Origin of the sequence: Citrobacter sp. Ct235 (genome assembly GCF_030332305.1) — a bacterium.
Taxonomy (GTDB): Bacteria; Pseudomonadota; Gammaproteobacteria; order Enterobacterales; family Enterobacteriaceae; genus Citrobacter_A; species Citrobacter_A telavivensis.
This window is the reverse complement of sequence record NZ_JAOWIC010000049.1, coordinates 1,012,579-1,030,586: the sequence shown is the minus strand read 5'-3', so window position 1 is coordinate 1,030,586 and position 18,008 is coordinate 1,012,579. Positions and strand designations below refer to the sequence as shown.

The 18,008-nt window shown below is 51.5% G+C and carries 23 protein-coding genes and 1 tRNA gene; 12 read left to right on the top strand and 12 right to left on the bottom strand.

The window, feature by feature from the left end; genetic code table 11:
- Positions 1-5 precede the first annotated feature (5 nt).
- The gene (rpiB, locus tag OGY35_RS21985) at positions 6-452 is read right to left on the bottom strand and encodes a ribose 5-phosphate isomerase B (RefSeq protein WP_152404210.1); all 447 of its coding nucleotides are present in this window, start codon (positions 450-452) and stop codon (positions 6-8) included.
- Positions 453-465: 13 nt separating this feature from the next.
- On the bottom strand, positions 466-1,215 hold the full coding sequence (locus tag OGY35_RS21980) for a FadR/GntR family transcriptional regulator (protein ID WP_178823044.1): 750 nt from the start codon (positions 1,213-1,215) through the stop codon (positions 466-468).
- Between the two features lie 357 nt (positions 1,216-1,572).
- Here OGY35_RS21980 and OGY35_RS21975 point away from each other — a divergent pair, with 357 nt between their 5' ends.
- A complete protein-coding gene (locus OGY35_RS21975) occupies positions 1,573-2,838 on the top strand; it encodes a Y-family DNA polymerase (protein ID WP_286633451.1) in 1,266 nt (421 codons plus the stop codon).
- Between the two features lie 107 nt (positions 2,839-2,945).
- Here OGY35_RS21975 and OGY35_RS21970 read toward each other — a convergent pair whose 3' ends face one another.
- On the bottom strand, positions 2,946-3,782 hold the full coding sequence (locus OGY35_RS21970; protein WP_286633450.1) for an MBL fold metallo-hydrolase: 837 nt from the start codon (positions 3,780-3,782) through the stop codon (positions 2,946-2,948).
- A gap of 228 nt (positions 3,783-4,010) precedes the next feature.
- Between OGY35_RS21970 and OGY35_RS21965 the strand changes: the two genes are divergently transcribed.
- The 4 genes from OGY35_RS21965 to alaE all read left to right on the top strand — a co-directional run bounded on the left by OGY35_RS21965 (position 4,011) and on the right by alaE (position 6,638).
- Positions 4,011-4,400: a RidA family protein gene (locus OGY35_RS21965; RefSeq protein WP_152404218.1), complete on the top strand. Its 390-nt coding sequence runs from the start codon at positions 4,011-4,013 to the stop codon at positions 4,398-4,400.
- 31 nt (positions 4,401-4,431) lie between these two features.
- Entirely contained in the window at positions 4,432-5,412 is a 981-nt protein-coding gene (locus OGY35_RS21960; RefSeq protein ID WP_286633449.1) for a threo-3-hydroxy-L-aspartate ammonia-lyase, read from the top strand.
- 52 nt (positions 5,413-5,464) lie between these two features.
- The gene (locus tag OGY35_RS21955; RefSeq protein ID WP_152404222.1) at positions 5,465-6,094 is read left to right on the top strand and encodes a helix-turn-helix transcriptional regulator; all 630 of its coding nucleotides are present in this window, start codon (positions 5,465-5,467) and stop codon (positions 6,092-6,094) included.
- A 79-nt stretch (positions 6,095-6,173) separates the two neighbouring features.
- Positions 6,174-6,638: an L-alanine exporter AlaE gene (gene alaE / locus OGY35_RS21950; protein WP_286633448.1), complete on the top strand. Its 465-nt coding sequence runs from the start codon at positions 6,174-6,176 to the stop codon at positions 6,636-6,638.
- A 5-nt stretch (positions 6,639-6,643) separates the two neighbouring features.
- On the opposite strand, the gene OGY35_RS21945 is transcribed toward alaE, so the two are convergent.
- Positions 6,644-7,102: a hypothetical protein gene (locus tag OGY35_RS21945; RefSeq protein WP_286633447.1), complete on the bottom strand. Its 459-nt coding sequence runs from the start codon at positions 7,100-7,102 to the stop codon at positions 6,644-6,646.
- A gap of 208 nt (positions 7,103-7,310) precedes the next feature.
- Here OGY35_RS21945 and OGY35_RS21940 point away from each other — a divergent pair.
- Positions 7,311-7,385, top strand: a tRNA-OTHER gene (locus OGY35_RS21940).
- Between the two features lie 58 nt (positions 7,386-7,443).
- Here OGY35_RS21940 and blaTEL read toward each other — a convergent pair.
- Complete coding sequence (blaTEL, locus tag OGY35_RS21935; protein ID WP_286633446.1) at positions 7,444-8,328, bottom strand: TEL family class A beta-lactamase; 885 nt, start codon at positions 8,326-8,328, stop codon at positions 7,444-7,446.
- A gap of 191 nt (positions 8,329-8,519) precedes the next feature.
- Between blaTEL and sedR the strand changes: the two genes are divergently transcribed.
- Positions 8,520-9,380, top strand: coding sequence for a beta-lactamase transcriptional regulator SedR (gene sedR / locus OGY35_RS21930; protein ID WP_152404228.1), 861 nt, complete (start codon positions 8,520-8,522; stop codon positions 9,378-9,380).
- A gap of 29 nt (positions 9,381-9,409) precedes the next feature.
- On the opposite strand, the gene uspF is transcribed toward sedR, so the two are convergent.
- Entirely contained in the window at positions 9,410-9,838 is a 429-nt protein-coding gene (gene uspF, locus OGY35_RS21925) for a universal stress protein UspF (RefSeq protein WP_152406310.1), read from the bottom strand.
- A 171-nt stretch (positions 9,839-10,009) separates the two neighbouring features.
- On the opposite strand from uspF, the gene zinT reads away from it, so the two are divergent.
- Entirely contained in the window at positions 10,010-10,654 is a 645-nt protein-coding gene (zinT, locus tag OGY35_RS21920; protein ID WP_178823036.1) for a metal-binding protein ZinT, read from the top strand.
- An 86-nt stretch (positions 10,655-10,740) separates the two neighbouring features.
- Complete coding sequence (gene ant(3'')-Ic, locus OGY35_RS21915; protein ID WP_286633728.1) at positions 10,741-11,541, top strand: aminoglycoside nucleotidyltransferase ANT(3'')-Ic; 801 nt, start codon at positions 10,741-10,743, stop codon at positions 11,539-11,541.
- Between the two features lie 104 nt (positions 11,542-11,645).
- Here ant(3'')-Ic and minE read toward each other — a convergent pair whose 3' ends face one another.
- From minE to minC, 3 genes are read right to left on the bottom strand one after another with little or no spacing between them, the layout of a single operon-like run.
- Positions 11,646-11,912, bottom strand: coding sequence for a cell division topological specificity factor MinE (gene minE, locus OGY35_RS21910; RefSeq protein ID WP_046481107.1), 267 nt, complete (start codon positions 11,910-11,912; stop codon positions 11,646-11,648).
- 3 nt (positions 11,913-11,915) lie between these two features.
- On the bottom strand, positions 11,916-12,728 hold the full coding sequence (minD, locus tag OGY35_RS21905) for a septum site-determining protein MinD (protein ID WP_042318537.1): 813 nt from the start codon (positions 12,726-12,728) through the stop codon (positions 11,916-11,918).
- A 23-nt stretch (positions 12,729-12,751) separates the two neighbouring features.
- On the bottom strand, positions 12,752-13,459 hold the full coding sequence (gene minC / locus OGY35_RS21900; RefSeq protein WP_152404233.1) for a septum site-determining protein MinC: 708 nt from the start codon (positions 13,457-13,459) through the stop codon (positions 12,752-12,754).
- 126 nt (positions 13,460-13,585) lie between these two features.
- On the opposite strand from minC, the gene OGY35_RS21895 reads away from it, so the two are divergent.
- From OGY35_RS21895 to ycgN, 3 genes are all read left to right on the top strand, one after another.
- A complete protein-coding gene (locus OGY35_RS21895) occupies positions 13,586-13,879 on the top strand; it encodes a YcgL domain-containing protein (protein WP_043000439.1) in 294 nt (97 codons plus the stop codon).
- A gap of 68 nt (positions 13,880-13,947) precedes the next feature.
- Positions 13,948-14,607, top strand: a complete 660-nt coding sequence (locus OGY35_RS21890; protein WP_152404235.1) for a fumarylacetoacetate hydrolase family protein — start codon at positions 13,948-13,950, stop codon at positions 14,605-14,607.
- 92 nt (positions 14,608-14,699) lie between these two features.
- Positions 14,700-15,146 (top strand): cysteine cluster protein YcgN, encoded by a 447-nt coding sequence (gene ycgN / locus OGY35_RS21885; RefSeq protein WP_042318693.1) that lies wholly within the window; start codon positions 14,700-14,702, stop codon positions 15,144-15,146.
- A gap of 23 nt (positions 15,147-15,169) precedes the next feature.
- On the opposite strand, the gene OGY35_RS21880 is transcribed toward ycgN, so the two are convergent.
- The 3 genes from OGY35_RS21880 to nhaB all read right to left on the bottom strand — a co-directional run bounded on the left by OGY35_RS21880 (position 15,170) and on the right by nhaB (position 17,839).
- Positions 15,170-15,511, bottom strand: coding sequence for a TehB family protein (locus OGY35_RS21880; RefSeq protein WP_061077761.1), 342 nt, complete (start codon positions 15,509-15,511; stop codon positions 15,170-15,172).
- Between the two features lie 111 nt (positions 15,512-15,622).
- Complete coding sequence (gene dsbB, locus OGY35_RS21875; protein WP_286633445.1) at positions 15,623-16,153, bottom strand: disulfide bond formation protein DsbB; 531 nt, start codon at positions 16,151-16,153, stop codon at positions 15,623-15,625.
- A 144-nt stretch (positions 16,154-16,297) separates the two neighbouring features.
- A complete protein-coding gene (gene nhaB, locus OGY35_RS21870) occupies positions 16,298-17,839 on the bottom strand; it encodes a Na(+)/H(+) antiporter NhaB (RefSeq protein WP_152404239.1) in 1,542 nt (513 codons plus the stop codon).
- Positions 17,840-18,008 lie beyond the last annotated feature (169 nt).

The window sequence follows — 18,008 nt, the reverse complement described above, 5'->3', positions numbered from 1 at the left end:
ATTTATCAGTTATGTTGCTCGAGTAATGCCAGTTTCTCGACGCGGCGAACGAAGTCAGCATCCTGAACAAATGTCGCCTGCAAAAATGCGTCAATGAGATCGCGCGCCAGCCAGGGGCCAACGATCTGTGCGCCGATGCACATCACATTCACATCATCGTGCTCAACAGCCTGGTGCGCTGAATGCACGTCATGACAAACGGCGGCGCGGATGCCTTTTACTTTATTCGCGGCAATCACCGCGCCCACGCCAGTACCACAAACCAGGATCCCGCGCAGGCCGCTCTCCTCGCGCACCTTGCTGCATACGGCATAAGCAATGTCAGGAAAATCCACCGGATCGGGGTTGTAACTCCCGATATCGTTAATCTGATGGCCTGCCTGCTGCAGCCACTGAATGAGTTCTTGTTTGAGCTGGAATCCGGCGTGGTCACTGCCAATGACGATCTGCATCTGTTTATCCTTTTTACGGTGTAGGAGTAATGGACTGGGAACCGACCATGCGAATGGTGGCGCGACGACGAAAATCCGCACCAATTTCAAAATGGCGACTTAATAATTCATCGGCTTTGTCTTCGTCACGTTCGACGATGGCGGCAAAAATGGCGCGGTGATGGTCAATGAGAAACGCTTCAATACCTTCCACCTGAATAATTTGTTCACGTCTGTCGAGGTGAGAACGCTGCATCAGCACGCTAATAGATTGATAAATGCTGATAAGCGTTGGCGAGCCTGACGCGCTAACAATGGTTTCATGGAAGCGAAAATCAGCTCGTCCACCTGATTCCGGGACATGGATCGTTTCGCTTATCTCACGCAGGCAGTCGGCTAACCTGTCGTAGTCACTCTGTGTTCCCCGGCGGCAGGCCAGGCGGATCGCCTGACGTTCAATGGCGATTCGGGCTTGCATAACGTCATCAACCACGTTCGGCTGATGAGCCAGTACGAAGGTGAAAAATTCACCGAAAAGCGAAACATCCGGTTTCGTGACAACGGTGCCGATCCCGTGACGAATCTCTACCGCGCCTATCATGGCAAGCGCTCTCAGCGCTTCCCGCAATACCGGACGGCTTACACCTAACTTTGCAGACAGCTCGCGCTCGGGTAACAGGCTGTCGCCTGCTTTTAATGCCCCGCTTAACAGCTGTTCGCGTAAAAATTTAACAACGCGGTCATGCCCGCTGCAGTTTTCCGTTACTTCACGCTTGATTTCCATGCGATTCACCAGTGGTCTTGAGTGGTAATACCAATGGTAGATATGTTAATGAAACATTAATGTGATGTTGATCGATAATTGACCTGTCTGTTTTGTGAGCAGACATGCAAATCTTGATTTGAACCATTGAGGAGGGGAGTGGAAAGGTCCGGCTAACGTGCGGGCACGGCATAGGGACAAACCGGATTAACAAAGCCATATCACTCACCCACAGGGTTATGCACCGTTTCTGTGGATAACCGATGACGTTTTTCAGGCAGAACAGTCGACTAAGAAAAATGGCCAGGATTTCGCTTGCAAGTTAAAAAATATCTTAAATAATACTGGTTATAAATACAGTATTTGTGAAGGCATACTATGTTTGCACTATGCGATGTGAATTCGTTTTATGCGTCCTGTGAGACGGTGTTCAGGCCCGATCTGCGCGGGCGACCCGTTGTTGTGTTGTCGAATAACGATGGCTGTGTGATTTCTCGTAGCCCCGAAGCGAAACCGTGGGCGATCATGGGAGCACCCTACTTCAGGCAGAAAGAGACGTTCAGGCGTCATGGGGTGGTATGTTTCAGTTCGAATTATGAACTCTACGGCGACATGAGCAATCGGGTCATGACGACGCTTGATGAGTTGGCACCTCGCGTTGAAATTTACAGTATCGACGAGGCTTTTTGCGATCTGACAGGGGTTCGAAACTGTCGTGATCTCACGGATTTCGGCAAAGAGATCCGCAACACGGCCTTACAACAGACACATCTGACGCTCGGCGTGGGAATTGCGCAGACAAAAACCCTGGCCAAACTGGCTAACCACGCGGCGAAAAAGTGGCCGCAGCAGACGGGCGGGGTTGTGGATCTGTCGAATCTCGACCGACAGCGAAAATTGATGGCAGCCCTGCCGGTTGATGAGGTGTGGGGCGTTGGCCGTCGTATCAGCAAAAAGCTGACTGCGATGGGCATAAACACGGTACTCGATCTGGCAGATACGCACATCGCGGTGATACGCAAGCACTTCAATGTGGTACTGGAAAGGACCGTGCGGGAGTTACGCGGAGAACCCTGTCTGGCGCTTGAGGAGTTTGCGCCCGTGAAGCAGGAGATCGTCTTCAGTCGGTCATTCGGCGAGCGCATTACGGAATACGAACCGATGCGCCAGGCGATTTGCGCTTACGCGAGCCAGGCGGCAGAGAGACTCCGGGGTGAGCATCAGTATTGCCGGTTTGTCTCGACATTCGTGAAGACCTCGCCGTTTGTGCCGAATGAGCCCTGTTACAACAATAGCGCGTCCGTAAAATTACTGACACCGACGCAGGACAGTCGGGACATCATCAGCGCGGCCACGCGATGCCTGGACGCTATCTGGAAAGAGGGGCTCCGTTATCAGAAGGCCGGGGTCATGCTCGGCGATTTTTTCAGTCAGGGCGTGGCCCAACTCAATCTGTTCGATGATAACGCACCGCGTCCCGGCAGCGAGAAGTTGATGGACGTCCTTGATACGCTCAACGCCAAAGAGGGGAGAGGAACGCTGTACTTTGTCGGGCAGGGTATTCAGCAACCGTGGCAACTGAAACGACAGATGCTTTCTCCGCGTTACACTACGCGTTTTTCCGATCTGCTGGTCGTCAGGTGATCGTTACATTCAGCGTCTGTCTTTTCCCTGGAGCAGGCGAAATAAAAGGCATCATGCATGAATAATCGGGAGACAGAAAATACTGTCTCCATTCACGCAACCCGATGCTACAGGGGGAAGTTCAGCGTGAGTCCCACACCCGCTTCTTTGAGATCCACATAACGGGACAGATGAATTTTTGCGGCAAGATCGGTGCAATGACTGGGATAAAGCGTATCAGCAGATAATGCGCTGAGATATTTCCCCGTTTCAGAGAGTAGCGATTCATCGGCATTAAGTAGATGAAAACCGCCTATAACGCAGGCGATTCTTGATTCTCCAGTGACGGATTTTGCGTACTCGATAATATTACAAATCCCGGCATGTGAGCATCCGGTGACAATCACCAGTCCATCCTTTGTTTTAATTGCCATTGCGCTATCGTCAATCACGTAATCCGTCGTTAACGCCCCCTCATTATTATGCGTGTGGCCTACCGGATGCTGCGCTTCATAATGATTCAGACGGGGAATTTGCCCTAAAAAAGTGATGTTTTCTGATAACGCCAGGGGACGTGTGGAACTGACGACATTGAAGAAGTAATCAAAGCAAAATGCATTGTGGTTCATCCCAATGGGCTTTGAATGATAAAATTTAGGCACAAATGCGGCAGGGTGGGCGATGATATCGACTTTCTTTTCTGGTGGCGATGGAATTCGGTCGTAATACTGGAACAAATGGTTTAACCCCCAGGTGTGATCGTTATGCCCATGTGATAATACAATTTTATCAATGCGTGTAAGGTCGATACCCAGGATCTGTGCATTTTTTAAAAAAACATCAGAGTAACCAACATCAAAAAGAAGTTTTAACCCTGAGCATTCAATGAAATAGGAAACGCCAGGTTCTCCCGTTAAATACCTGTCAATGTAAGTATTGTTATCTACCAGTATGGTTAATTTCATCGTCCCGCATCTCGTTTGGATTCAATATGTTGATTGGCTCCATTATCGAACTTTTTAATTTCCTGAAGCAAATCAGAACCGGGATCTCTGTCACATAAGCCAGGGATATACACGGTGGACGTTCAGTACAAGGGGAGTCGCGTAGTGCAATGTGTGGTAAAAATGCACTATACAAAAAGTATAAATTAATACATATTGTATTAAATATGAAACACAGGAGAGTCGCACATGCACCCGGACATCACATTGAACTCAGCGTCTCATGGGCTTCCGCCCGCTGGCCACTACTCGGCGAGCGTGACAGCGGGGGGATTTGTTTTTATCTCAGGACAACTGCCAGTCACCCGACAAGGTGAGAAAAAGGCGGGGGCGTCTTTTGCGGAACAGACCAGACAAGTTCTGGAAAATGTCGATGCCTGTCTGACGGGGGCCGGTGTATCCCGTCAGCATCTGGTTTCTGTCCGTGTCTATGTGACAGATATCAATCTCTGGCCGACGTTTAATGAAATCTACGCCGAATGGATTGGTGATTTCCGCCCATCTCGTGTCGTTGCAGGGGTCGCAGAGCTGCATTATGGTTCTGCCTTAGAAGTGGAAGCGATCGCGCTGGCGCAATAAGCCTGACGCTTAACGGTATAAAGGTGAAAAAATGACTGAGATTACACGTCCGGAATATGCTGATGTTGCAGCCGCCGCTGAGCGCATTGAAGGATATGCAAACAAGACGCCCGTAATGACCTCCCGGACCGTCAATGAGGAATTTGGCGCCGATGTTTTCTTTAAATGTGAAAACCTCCAGCGAATGGGGGCCTTTAAGTTTCGTGGGGCGATGAATGCATTACGCCAGTTTACGCCGCAACAGCGTGCAGCCGGCGTGGTGACATTTTCTTCCGGAAATCATGCCCAGGCGATAGCGTTGTCAGCCAAATTGTTGGGTATTCCGGCGACAATCATCATGCCGCATGATGCACCGGCCGCGAAAGTGGCGGCGACCAAGGGGTATGGCGGCAATGTCGTCATGTACGATCGCTATACGGAAGACCGTGAACAGATTGGTCGTGAACTGGCTGAAAAACAAGGATTGACGCTCATCCCTCCCTACGATCATCCCCATGTGATCGCCGGCCAGGGCACAGCGACCAAAGAGTTGATTGAGGAGGTCGGCCCACTGGATGTTCTTTTTGTCTGTCTGGGGGGCGGCGGGTTACTTTCCGGTTCAGCACTGGCAGCCCGGCAACTCTCTCCAGATTGCATTATTTATGGCGTGGAGCCTGAAGCCGGTAACGACGGACAGCAGTCTTTTCGCAGCGGGAAAATCGTGCACATCGATACGCCAAAAACGATTGCTGATGGTGCACAGACACAACATCTGGGGCACTATACGTTCCCTCTGATTCAAAAATACGTTAATGATATTCTGACCGTTTCAGACAATGAACTCGTTGCCTCGATGAAGTTTATGGCGGAGCGCATGAAAATTGTCGCCGAACCCACCGGCTGTCTTGGCTTTGCGGCGGCAAGGGCGAGAAAAGCAGAACTCAGCGGGAAAAAAGTCGGCATTATTATCAGCGGCGGCAATGTGGATATTGCGCGCTACGGTGAGTATCTGGCCGGGAAATCCGTCTCGTAAAGCGGTAAACGGATAGCAATAATGACAACGGGCATCACTGTGGGAGACCGGCATGCCAAAAAACGACGAGAATTCGCTTCTCAGCCAACTTGACACTATCGCGAAGGGATTAAGCGAAACGTTTTCTCCCTTTTGCGAAGTGGTTGTTCATGACCTGAAGGATCCTGAGCATGCGATTATGTCGATACATAATAATTTATCCGGACGTGAGGCCGGACAACCGGCTACGGAACTCGGTCTGGCAAGGATTGCGTCTCCAGATTTCCCTGAAATTATTGCGAATTACGGCAATCAGTTTGCCGATGGCCGTCCGGTAAAAAGTACGTCTATTGGCATTAAGGATGAAGAGGGCAAATACGTCGCGGCATTATGCCTTAATGTCGATATGACGCTTTTCCGGGGGATGCAGAGCGCGCTGGCGCGTTTTACCGAAACAGAGAGTTCACCGATACGTGAACATCTTGACCCCGGGAGTACTGAAGTTATTCGCCAGCGAATCGATGATTTTGCCGCGAAACGCGCCACTACGGCTCGCGCGCTTAAAACGGAAGACAGAAAGGTTGTGATCCAACAGTTACGAAAAGAGGGATTGTTGAATGTACGTAAATCCATGGATACGGTGGCGCAGCATTTAGGGGTATCAAGGGCGACAGCCTACCTCTATGCGCGCCAGTCCGGGTAAATCTGGGTCGGTGTGCTATAGTTTCTGGTTTCTCTTTGGGTGAACAGACGTTTTGTCACTACGCCACGACAGGAACCGTATGATGTCTCAATGCCCACCACAGACAACACGTCGGACAGCATTTTTTGCCGATACCACTGCGCTGCTCCTGTTCTTCACGACAACAGGCATTATTAATGAACGCGTGATAGCGGGCATGACGTGGGAACAGGTGCTGCATGCTCGTCTTCTGGGCGCGGTTCTGATGGTTCCGGTTGCCAGACCTTACGGCATATGGCGGGACTGGTTGATGAAGCGAGCCGGAGAGAGTCGGATTTCTCAACTGCTGTGGGACAGTATGGCGCTCGTCAGTTTCCAGGTGCCGGTTTATGCGGCGATCATTGCGTTTAGCGGGGCGTCGGGGAGTGGGTTGGTCCAGGGGACGCTGGGCGCAGCCTTAATGATGCTCTTGCTGGGGCGCCCTTATGGTGCGTTTCTTAATGGGGTACGTAAGCTGTTCGGTTTACCGCCGGGGGGCGAAAAACCCATGTCCCTGAATAGCTGACCCCTCTACAGACCAGGGTATTTCCCGTCATCATCGACCAGATAAAGCTGCGTCAGATACCAGCGCTGATTTTGCTTTATTAAGTGATACTCGTACTCGGGGGAGTAATAGGGCTGTGGAAACCGGGTTTTTACAATAGCTGAATTATTCTCGACGACTACCGACAGAATTTTTTCCTGATTCGGGTCATGCGACGAGTCTGAACCAAAAGCGACAGGCTCACCTTTATAGTTGGGAAGCGTATATTTTTTCAACAACGCATCCCAGCGTTGTTGAGCATATTTCATCACGTTGTGGTCATCCTGCGTTTGATGCAGTGCAAATGAGCGATCGTTCCACACTTTGTAGTCTCGTTGAAAACTGACAACAATTTCCTCTGGTGTGTTTAACGTATCTGCAATGGCATAACGGATGTTTAAAAATCCCATCAGTAATAAACAGAGTGCGATAAAACAATGTTTCATTGGAGTGTCTCAGTATGCTGGAAAAGGAAATCACTTTATTGTGCAATATATCATCTTTGAGACATTGCTTTGTCTGAAGAATGAGCAAACGCGCGGGAATAATAAAAGAAAGTTGTCCACAGCTATTGCAGGGGTAATTTGAGTTATGTATTATCTCGCCCGGTCCTGATGATGGGTAGATTCTCAATCAGAAATAATGACCGGCAGACCGCCATTAGCTCATCTGGAAGAGCGAACGACTTTTGTTGTAGGGAACGGGGTTCGAGGCCTCGATGGCGGCCCAAATTTAAAGGCCCAGACGTTTGTCTGGGCCTTTTTGTTTTCTCCACGGCTTGCCGGGATCAAAGCCCTTCCGTCACAATTTTTGCGGCGGCGGCCAGAACATCTTTACGTCCTTTGGCATCCTGCTGCGGCTGTGTAAAGTAAGTCACGAGGATCAGCGGCGCACGATCTTCGGGCCAGATCACCGCGATATCATTCGTGGTGCCGTAATCGCCGCCCCCGGTTTTATCGCCAACCACCCAACTTTCAGGCAGTCCGGCACGAATACTCTGGCCGCCGGTTGTATTCCCTTTCAACCAGGCGACCAGTTGTGCCCGCTGCATACCGGCCAGCGCATCACCCAGCGTCAGCTTATGCAGGCTTTTTGCCATCGCCAGCGGCGAGGTGGTATCGCGTTCATCGCCAGGGATGGCGGTATTCAGTTCGGGTTCAGTCCTGTCCAGACGAAACGTGGTGTCGCCAATCGAACGGGCAAAGGCCGTGACGTTGCCGGTGCCACCCAGATGCTCAAGCAATTTATTCATTGCCGTATTATCGCTGTATTGCAGAGCGGCAGCACTTAGCTCCGCTAATGTCATCTCTTTATCGACGTATTTTTCCGTCACCGGGTTCCAGTTCGTGAGATCGGCTTTATTGATGGCCATTTTCTGCTGCAAGATATCGCGTTGCGTTTCACTCTGTTTTAATACGGCGGCGACGACAATCGTTTTACTGGTACTGCACATGGCAAAGCGCTCGTCACCGCGATAAAGAATTTGCGAACGATCGGCGGTATTAATGAGCGCAACGCCGAGTCGACCACCCGATTGTTTTTCTAAGGCTGCCAGCTTTTGCTGAACCTGTGGGGTAGCCGCTTGCTCACGGGCCGAAAGCGGCGAACTGCCGGCAAAGAAAGTTAGCATACCAGCGATAAGTAACGTCTGATGGAATCGTTTTTTTAGCATAAATAACGTCCTTGAAAATCAGTAAATAGATCGATAAGCGCTTTCATTTTTTCCACTCAGACAGACAAAAGAAGAAAGAGAATTAAAGGCGCAAGATATCTCTGCGGTACCTGGACTATCCGCTATCAGCGCTTGCTTAACAAGCGAGAAGAATTTACCCTGGAATAAAGAAAATCTTATGAGTCCTTATTATGCGTTCTAATCTTCCCCTCAATGCGCTACGCGCCTTTGAAGCTTCAGCTCGCCATTTGAGTTTTACACGAGCGGCACTGGAACTCTGTGTCACGCAGGCTGCCGTCAGCCAGCAGGTGCGTATCCTGGAGGATCGCCTGAACAGGGTGCTTTTTAAACGTCTGCCCAGAGGACTGGAGATGACGGATGAGGCGCAGGCGCTGTTTGCCGTCCTGACCGACGCCTTTAGCCAAATCGACACCATTTTCCGTAAGTTCGAGGGCGGGGAGTATCGTGAAGTGCTCACGGTCGCCGCGGTCGGGACATTTGCCGTTGGCTGGTTACTGCCGCGTATTGAGCAATTCCGGCAGGCGCATCCGTTCGTTGAGTTGCGCTTGCGCACAAATAACAACGTCGTGAATCTGGCGGCTGAGGGGCTGGATTTTGCCATCCGCTTTGGCAGCGGACAGTGGCCCGCTACCCATAACGACATGCTGTGCGAGGCTCCGCTGACCGTCCTGTGCACGCCAGAAACCGCGCAACGGCTTGGTCAGCCCGCCGATCTTCTGCAAGAGAATCTTCTGCGGTCATACCGGGCAGATGAGTGGGATAACTGGTTTGCTGCGGCAGGCGTGACGGCGGAACGGATCAATGGCGCCGTTTTTGACTCCTCTCGCCTGATGATTGAAACGGTCATCCATACCGGTGGCGCGGCGCTGGTTCCGGCAATGATGTTCACCAGAGAACTGGCCGCCGGACAACTCGTTCGGCCTTTCGCAATTGAAATCAACATGGGCGGTTACTGGCTTACCCACCTGAAGTCGAAACCGGTGACGCCCGCAATGGAAATATTCCGCGACTGGATCGTGAAAATGACATAAACGGGAGCCAGCAGACTCCCGTTTACGGCTCAGCGTACCACCAGTACAGGACAGTGTGCATGGCGCACGACGGCTGCGGCGGTAGAACCCAGCAGGTACGTTGAGATACCAGGCTGGTGTGAAGCGATGATCACCAGGTCAGCACTGACGGAATCCGCCAGTTTCAGGATCTGATCTTTCGGGGGGCCATATACCACATGCTTTTGAACACGGCCTTCAGGGATATCGAATTGTTTCACAATCTCATCGAGTTTCTGTGATGCCTTCGTCTGCAGTCCATTTTTATCCGGGAGTTCGCCAGAGTAAGCGAGCCCCAGGGATGCATAAAAGGGGACTGAGGGAATGACTGACAGAAAATGGACTTTTGCCGTTTTGGCGTGAATTTTAACCTGAGGAATAAGTTGCCGGGTGAGATCGGCTTCTGAGATATCAATGGGCACCAGAACAGAACGATACATAGTCATTACCTCCTGTTTTTTGTCTCCAGTTGCAGTATATCGAATCTGCTTTTTGCATAAAAAGTGACCAGATCAAGTTTCCATCATTTACGCTCAGCGGTGTTGAATAAATTTAATTGTTATAATATAACATTCCATCTTATTCACTTGATTGAGGGTACGACGTTGGCAATGCATTGGAAAAAAATATCAATCTCTCTGGGAATGCTGTGGATCAGCAGTTATGCCTTCGCCCACGGCGATCACGCGCATGGCGTGCCGCTGACAGAAATGGAACAGAAGGCGGCGCAAGGCGAATTTGCGGATAGCAATGTCAGGGACAGGGCGCTTACCGACTGGGACGGCATGTGGCAATCCGTTTATCCTTATCTGGTTAGCGGCGAACTGGATCCGGTTTTTAAACAAAAGGCGGAAAAGGATAAGAGTAAAACGGCGGAAGAGGTGAAATCCTACTACCGTAAAGGCTATGCGACGAAGGTCGATACCATTGGCATCGAAAATGGCGTGATGGAGTTTCATACCGGCAAGCAGGTAGCCTCCTGTCAGTATGACTACGCCGGTTACAAAATCCTGACCTATACGTCAGGTAAAAAAGGGGTGCGCTATCTGTTTGAATGCAAAGATGCAAACAGTAAGGCGCCGAAGTTTGTGCAGTTCAGCGATCATATCATTGCGCCGCGCACGTCGAACCATTTCCACATTTTTATGGGCAATACCTCACAGCAGGCGCTACTGGAAGAGATGGATAACTGGCCGACCTATTACCCTTATCAACTCAAAGCCCAGGCCGTGGTGGATGAAATGCTGCACCACTAAATTCAGGTTCAGCCCGCTGCTTGTCGGCGGGTTTCCTGCCGCGTTAAGGTGTACCGGGCAGAAATGACATGATAACGGTTGAGACGATGACATCAACGATGCCGGATACCCTCCGGAACCAGCTGGAAAAGGCGAAGGCCATCATTGCACGGATCCTGGAAGACAGCCTGCTGGCCATTCACCTGTACGGTTCTGCCGTTGAAGGTGGGCTAAAACCCTACAGCGATATTGATTTGCTGGTTACCACGCGCGTGCCGCTGACGACGGCACAGCGAGAAGCGCTTATGCAGGAACTGCTGTTGGTATCAGCCGGGCCTGGCTCGTCGGCGCTCTGGCGGGCGCTTGAGGTAACGGTGGTGGTGCATGGCGAGGTGGTTCCCTGGCGTTTTCCTCCCCGGCGGGAGATGCAGTTTGGCGAGTGGTTGCGCGAAGATATTCACGCGGGGAAGTATGAACCTGCGCAGCAGGATAGCGATCTGGCGATTTTAATAACCCAGGCGCGTAGTGCCAGTATTGCCTTATCCGGCGAGCGTGCGGACCTGCTTTTTGAGCCAGTGCCAGAAAACGACATACGAGAGACGTTCCGCCAGACGCTGATGCTCTGGCAGAACAGTCGTGATTTGCAAGGCGACGAACGTAATATCATTTTGACCCTGGCACGCATCTGGTACAGCGTGGCGACGGGCGGTTTTACCGCGAAAGACAGTGCGGCGGACTGGTTGCTGCCTTATCTCCCGGACGAACACGCTTCTCTACTTGCGACCGCGCGGCTTGACTATCTGGGGCAGGTAAGCGTTGACTGGGCAGAGGTTATGCCCGCCGTCTCGCGTTTTGTCTGCTATGCAAAAGCGAAAATAGCCGAACCGTTATTGAGCGCGGATAAGTGAATTCCGTATTTCACGCATCATCACTGTCGTAACAGATAACGCGCTGAAAATAAAAAAGGCAGATCGCTCTGCCTTTTTTTCCTGGAATCTTCTTAGTGACGCGTTTATTTCGACTCTTCAGTTTCCGGTAATGTGACGTTAAGTTCGAGAATGGAAATATCGCCGTCTTTTTGTTCTAGCTGAACGGTGACCATTTCCGGATCAATTTGTACATACTTACAAATGACTTCAAGAATATCTTTACGTAACTGCGGTAAATAATGCGGCTCGGCGTCGCTACGACGACGCTCGGCAACAATAATCTGCAATCGCTCTTTTGCGATGTTCGCTGTACTCTTTTTCCGCGAGAGAAAAAAATCCAGTAATGCCATAACTTATCCTCCGAACAGGCGTTTGAGGAAACCTTTCTTCTCTTCGTCAATGAAGCGGAAAGGACGTTCTTCTCCCAACAGACGGTCTACCGTATCGGCATACGCTTTACCTGCGTCTGCATTGATGTCCAGAATGACAGGTTCACCCTGGTTAGAGGCGCGCAGAACAGACTGATCTTCCGGGATAACCCCGACGAGTTTGATACGCAGGATCTCCAGCACATCTTCCATACTGAGCATATCGCCCCGGTTGACGCGGCCCGGGTTGTAGCGCGTCAACAGTAGATGTTCTTTAATCGGATCTTCACCGTTCTCGGCGCGGCGAGATTTAGACGCCAGAATACCCAGAATACGATCGGAGTCGCGCACCGAGGAGACTTCCGGGTTAGTGGTGATAATCGCTTCGTCGGCGAAATAGAGCGCCATCAGCGCGCCGGTTTCGATCCCCGCCGGGGAGTCGCAGACGATAAAATCGAAATCCATCGCTTTCAGATCGTCGAGGACTTTTGCAACGCCTTCACGCGTTAACGCGTCTTTATCGCGAGTCTGAGAGGCCGGAAGAATGAAGAGATTTTCAGTGCGCTTGTCCTTGATGAGCGCCTGATTGAGCGAAGCATCGCCCTGAATGACGTTGACGAAATCATAAACAACCCGACGCTCACACCCCATGATCAGATCGAGGTTACGCAGGCCGATATCAAAATCAATAACGACAGTTTTCTTTCCCTTCTGGGCCAAACCAGTAGCGATGGCCGCGCTGGAGGTGGTTTTGCCAACGCCCCCTTTACCCGAAGTAACTACAATAATGCGTGCCATAGAAATTCCTTGTTAAAAAGGGATCAATTCAACGGTTGAACTGTCAAAGCGTTATCTGCCAACTGCAGACGTGCCGCTTTGCCATAAAATTCTGCTGGGATTTTATCACTCAGCCAGTAAACACCTGCGATAGACACCAGTTCTGCCGTCAGATGGGTACAGAAAATTTGCGCTTCCCGGTCGCCGCTTGCCCCAGCCAGCGCACGACCTCTCATCATGCCATAGACATGGATATTGCCATCAGCGATCAGCTCTGCGCCAGCACTGACGTGGCTTGTAACAATCAGATCACATTGTGGTGCATAAATGCGTTGACCGGAACGAACCGGTACATCAATAAATCGCGTTTTTGTGACGGGAGTAACGTTTTGCACTACTGCGGCGGGAGCAACGGGTTCTGCCGGCGCGGAACGCGCTACTTTATCTTTACCTTCAGTAAGTAAAGGAAGGCCCATTTTGTCGATTTCGGCTTTCAGCCGGGCATCTTTGCAACCGCTGACGCCAACAATACGCAACCCCGTCGACGCCACGACCTTCTGCAACTGCGGCCAGTTCACCGGCGCGTCAAGGCTACTGACATTCACCACCACAGGAGCGTGTTTTAAAAAAGCGGGAGCCTGCGCGATTTTGTCTTCTAACGCCTGACGAATAACCTCGGGTTCTGCTTCATGTAAATGAACCACTGATAAGGTGAAGCTACTGCCTTTAAGTTCGATGGGCGTGTTTGACATCCTGGCCTTACTCAATTTGCTATTTATCATCCCCGATGTGGAGTGATATTCCGAAGTCCAGAAGGCATGTTATAGTCACTATTATATTGAGGCAAGTCGCCATCCGTTTAATTCAGAGTAAAATGTATGTTTTGTGTGATCTACAGAAGTGCTAAGCGTGACCAGACCTATTTGTATGTCGAAAAAAAAGACGATTTCTCACGCGTGCCTGAAGAACTGATGAAAGGATTTGGTCAGCCGCAGCTGGCAATGATATTGCCGCTCGACGGGAGCAAAAAGTTAGTCAACGCCTCGCTGGATAAAGTAAAACAAGCCTTAACGGAGCAGGGATATTATTTACAACTGCCTCCGCCGCCCGAAGATTTATTGAAGCAACATCGTTTCAACGCCTCACAAAACAATCCAGAAACCGATAAATAAACGGTACCCGGCGTCATGCCTGTCGGTGCCATTCCTGAAGTCAACGATGACAAATTAGGGGAAAATGAATGTATCAACATCATAACTGGCAGGGTGCGCTGCTTGACTACCCGGTAAGCAAAGTGGTGTGCGTGGGCAGCAACTACGCCAACCACATTAAAGAAATGGGTAGCGTCACGCCGGATGAGCCGGTGCTGTTTATCAAGCCGGAAACCGCCCTGTGCGATTTGCGCCAGCCGCTGGTCATTCCGACAGATATGGGCTCGGTGCACCATGAGGTCGAACTGGCGGTATTAATCGGCGCGACGCTGCGTCAGGCGACCGAAGAGCATGTCCGTAAGGCGATCGCTGGATATGGCGTGGCGCTCGATCTGACGTTACGTGATATTCAGGGCAAAATGAAGAAGGCTGGGCAGCCCTGGGAGAAGGCAAAAGGATTCGATAACTCGTGCCCGCTGTCCGGGTTCATTCCGGCCACGGAATTTAACGGCGATCCGCAGGCGACGCCGCTGGGCCTGACCGTCAACGGCGAGGTTCGCCAGCAGGGCACGACGGCGGATATGATCCACAAAATCGTTCCCTTAATCGCCTATATGAGCAAGTTCTTTACCCTTAAAGCCGGCGACGTTGTGCTGACCGGCACCCCGGAAGGCGTTGGACCGCTTGCCAGCGGCGATGAGCTGGTGGTCAATTTTAACGGTCATTCGCTGACGACCCGCGTCCTGTAACACCTGATTGCCGCCTTTTTGGGCGGCAAAACTTGCATCAGCGTGCCAGACTGGTTATAAGGTGCAGCTTTATAGTAATGGCGGATACCCTGATGAGCGATTTACCTTTCTGGCAACGTAAAACCCTGGATGAAATGACCGATGCCGAATGGGAGTCGTTATGTGATGGCTGTGGTCAGTGCTGCCTGCATAAACTGATGGACGAGGATACCGACGAGATCTATTTCACCAACGTCGCCTGTCGTCAGCTCAATATTAAAACCTGCCAGTGCCGCAACTATGAGCGCCGGTTCGAGTACGAGCCTGACTGCATCAAGTTAACGCGTGATAACCTGCCCACCTTTGAATGGTTGCCGATGACGTGCGCCTATCGTCTGCTGGCGGAAGGGAAAGGGCTGCCGGAGTGGCATCCGTTGTTGACGGGGTCGAAAGCGGCAATGCACGGCGAGCGAATTTCGGTACGCCACATTGCGGTAAGAGAGTCAGAAGTCCATGACTGGCAGGACCATATCTTAAACAAACCGTCATGGGCGGATTGATCCGCCCGGTCTGATTTCAGGCGTTACGCTTTTTTCGCCTGATACATCTCATCGCCCTGATGTTCGTCAGCGACCCAGAAGTTGATGTTAAACTGGGCGTCATCGCTGAGTTCCACACGATGCCAGTACTGTGGCGGGCTGGTGGCGAACTGCCCGGCGTTAATCACCACTTTGACTTCTGGCTCTTTTGCCTCTTCGTTGGCGAATCCGTAATAGGTTACCGTACCTTCCATCACACAAAGCTGACCGAAAACGCCAGCGGCGGTGTTGTGGTGGGAAAGCAGTGCCGCGGGGACATTATCTTTGGTGAAGAAAGGGGTGGAACGTTTGATTTTCCAGTTTGCCGGGATACGTAAATGGGACACGGGACATCTCCTTGCCAGGCTTCATAAGATGCATTTAATATACATCTTATGAAGCGTCGTCAGCAATGACTTTAAGGCAAAAAAAACGCTCCTGGCAGGGAGCGTCTGAGATTAGCGACCAAACAGATCGCGTCTTTTCGGTTTAAGCGGCTGGACAAGCAGGACCAGAACCGCGATGACCAGATAGGCCGCAAAAATGCCCAGTAACCATTGTGGCATTTCCAGCGATAAAAATTCCCACTGGCGCTCAGCGCAATCTCCGGAGGCAACAAACACCTGTGGCACCCACTTATCCAGCGGCAACCAACTGGGGAAGCGGGCCATAAAATCACAGGTCATGAACGGAGAAGGGTGCAACTGGATCATCGTGTGTTCCCAGGCCAACTGCACGCCGCGCCAGGCACTGTAGATCCAGATAATCAGCGCCACGTAGCGCAACGGCGTTTTAGGCGCAATAGCCCCAACCAGCCCGGCCCCCATGATGCCGAACAGCGCGCAGCGCTCATAGATGCACAGTACACACGGCTTAAGCAGCATAACATGCTGAAACCACAGCGCGACCAGCTCAAGCGCCAGGGCAGTAAAAGCCATTAATAACCAGGCGCCCCGACCCCGTGAGCACTGGTTTAAATATCGCAACATAATAATTTCCCTGCAACATGCGTAGACACGGCAGTGTAAACCAATTCGATCACAGCGCCACCAGGAGAAACTTAAATATTGTGTAATCGGATAAATATCATGCAAAAAGGCAAACCGGGCAGTGAAATGCCCGGTAAGTTGTTATTAAAGTGTAGCTAACCAGCCGGTTTGCGTCATCCACTCGGTCAGCGGCGTCAGGGTAAACTCAACGCACAGCAGACCGACCAGGGTCAGCACGATGGTATACGGCAACGCCATCCAGACCATCCGGCCATAGGAGAGGCGAATCAGCGGTGCCAGCGCGGAGGTGAGCAGGAACAGGAACGCCGCCTGGCCGTTTGGCGTCGCCACGGACGGCAGGTTAGTCCCGGTGTTGATAGCCACCGCCAACAGTTCGTACTGTGGCAGCGAGATAGCGCCGCTTTCCATGGCCGCTTTGGCCTCGTTAATGTAGATAGTACCAACGAAGACATTATCTGAGATTGACGAGAGCAGGCCGTTGAAGAGATAGAACAGTGTCAACTGCGCGTGCTCCGAGGCCTGCAACACAAACTGGATAATCGGCGAGAAGAGTTGCTGATCGATGATCACCGCCACAATCGAGAAAAAGACCGTCAGCAGCGCGGTGAAAGGCAGGGACTCGGTAAACGCCTTGCCAATCGCATGCTCATCGGTCACACCGGTCAGCGAGGTGGCGAAGATAATGACGGACAGACCGATCAGCCCCACTTCCGCCAGATGCAGCGCCAGGGCAATAACCAGCCAGACGCCGATAATGGCCTGAACGATCAGCTTTAATCGGTCCTGACGATTACGCTGCTGACGGCTTTGATCGTCAAACTGTTGCAATACGTCACGTACTTTTTCCGGCAGCGTTTCGCCATAGCCAAACCAGCGCAGCTTCTCAACCAGTACGCAGGTGAGCAGACCGCAAATCAGTACCGGAACGGTGACCGGCGACATCCGCAGGAAGAAGTCGCCAAAATGCCAGCCAGCGGCTTTGGCGATGATCAGGTTCTGCGGTTCACCCACCATCGTCATCACACCGCCGAGCGCGGTTCCCACTCCGGCATGCATCATCAGGCTGCGAAGGAAGCCACGGAACTGTTCGAGTACCGATTTGTAGTGCTGATCGATGTGGCTGTCATCAAGAATGTCATGATCGTCCGCGCGGGAAGAGGCCACGCGGTGATAAATGCCATAGAACCCGACGGCGACGCTTATCACCACCGCCACAACGGTCAGCGCATCAAGGAAGGCGGAAAGGAAGGCCGCCGCCACACAAAACGCAAGTGACAGCAGCGTTTTGGAGCGAATACTCAGCAGCAGACGGGTAAAAATAAACAGCAGCAGCTGCTTCATAAAATAGATGCCTGCGACCATGAACATCAGCAGCAGCAAGACTTCCAGATTGTTTGCCACCTCTTCACGAACATGCGCGGCGCTGGTCATTCCAATCATAACGGCTTCAATGGCCAGCAAACCGCCTGGCAGCAACGGGTAACACTTCAGGGCCATCGCCAGTGTGAAGATGAATTCCGCCACCAGCAACCAGCCCGCAACAAATGGGCTGATAATGAAAATCAGTGGATTAACTATCAGGAAGGTCAGTAGTGCGAGCTTGTACCAGTCTGGCGACTGGCCTAAAAAGTTGCGCCAGAACGCGCGGCCCCATGAGAGTTCCATTATGGTTTCCCTTACCTTATTTATTGAAATGATGTTCTTATGGTTAGCCACAAAGAGTAACGGTCAGTCCGAAAGCAGGCAAGCCTTTAACCCCCGACAGCCCGTGTTATCAAGAAAATGAAGCCTTGATCCACTTTTTCTTCATTGTGTCTGCTATCGGGCGTGTACC

Bases quoted from the DNA above. Each gene is read 5' to 3' on its own strand.
- rpiB (WP_152404210.1), bottom strand. From the start codon at position 452: ATGCAGATCGTCATTGGCAGTGACCACGCCGGATTCCAGCTCAAACAA.
- OGY35_RS21980 (WP_178823044.1), bottom strand. From the start codon at position 1,215: ATGGAAATCAAGCGTGAAGTAACGGAAAACTGCAGCGGGCATGACCGC.
- OGY35_RS21975 (WP_286633451.1), top strand. From the start codon at position 1,573: ATGTTTGCACTATGCGATGTGAATTCGTTTTATGCGTCCTGTGAGACG.
- OGY35_RS21970 (WP_286633450.1), bottom strand. From the start codon at position 3,782: ATGAAATTAACCATACTGGTAGATAACAATACTTACATTGACAGGTAT.
- OGY35_RS21965 (WP_152404218.1), top strand. From the start codon at position 4,011: ATGCACCCGGACATCACATTGAACTCAGCGTCTCATGGGCTTCCGCCC.
- OGY35_RS21960 (WP_286633449.1), top strand. From the start codon at position 4,432: ATGACTGAGATTACACGTCCGGAATATGCTGATGTTGCAGCCGCCGCT.
- OGY35_RS21955 (WP_152404222.1), top strand. From the start codon at position 5,465: ATGCCAAAAAACGACGAGAATTCGCTTCTCAGCCAACTTGACACTATC.
- alaE (WP_286633448.1), top strand. From the start codon at position 6,174: ATGATGTCTCAATGCCCACCACAGACAACACGTCGGACAGCATTTTTT.
- OGY35_RS21945 (WP_286633447.1), bottom strand. From the start codon at position 7,102: ATGAAACATTGTTTTATCGCACTCTGTTTATTACTGATGGGATTTTTA.
- blaTEL (WP_286633446.1), bottom strand. From the start codon at position 8,328: ATGCTAAAAAAACGATTCCATCAGACGTTACTTATCGCTGGTATGCTA.
- sedR (WP_152404228.1), top strand. From the start codon at position 8,520: ATGCGTTCTAATCTTCCCCTCAATGCGCTACGCGCCTTTGAAGCTTCA.
- uspF (WP_152406310.1), bottom strand. From the start codon at position 9,838: ATGTATCGTTCTGTTCTGGTGCCCATTGATATCTCAGAAGCCGATCTC.
- zinT (WP_178823036.1), top strand. From the start codon at position 10,010: ATGCATTGGAAAAAAATATCAATCTCTCTGGGAATGCTGTGGATCAGC.
- minE (WP_046481107.1), bottom strand. From the start codon at position 11,912: ATGGCATTACTGGATTTTTTTCTCTCGCGGAAAAAGAGTACAGCGAAC.
- minD (WP_042318537.1), bottom strand. From the start codon at position 12,728: ATGGCACGCATTATTGTAGTTACTTCGGGTAAAGGGGGCGTTGGCAAA.
- minC (WP_152404233.1), bottom strand. From the start codon at position 13,459: ATGTCAAACACGCCCATCGAACTTAAAGGCAGTAGCTTCACCTTATCA.
- OGY35_RS21895 (WP_043000439.1), top strand. From the start codon at position 13,586: ATGTTTTGTGTGATCTACAGAAGTGCTAAGCGTGACCAGACCTATTTG.
- OGY35_RS21890 (WP_152404235.1), top strand. From the start codon at position 13,948: ATGTATCAACATCATAACTGGCAGGGTGCGCTGCTTGACTACCCGGTA.
- ycgN (WP_042318693.1), top strand. From the start codon at position 14,700: ATGAGCGATTTACCTTTCTGGCAACGTAAAACCCTGGATGAAATGACC.
- dsbB (WP_286633445.1), bottom strand. From the start codon at position 16,153: ATGTTGCGATATTTAAACCAGTGCTCACGGGGTCGGGGCGCCTGGTTA.
- nhaB (WP_152404239.1), bottom strand. From the start codon at position 17,839: ATGGAACTCTCATGGGGCCGCGCGTTCTGGCGCAACTTTTTAGGCCAG.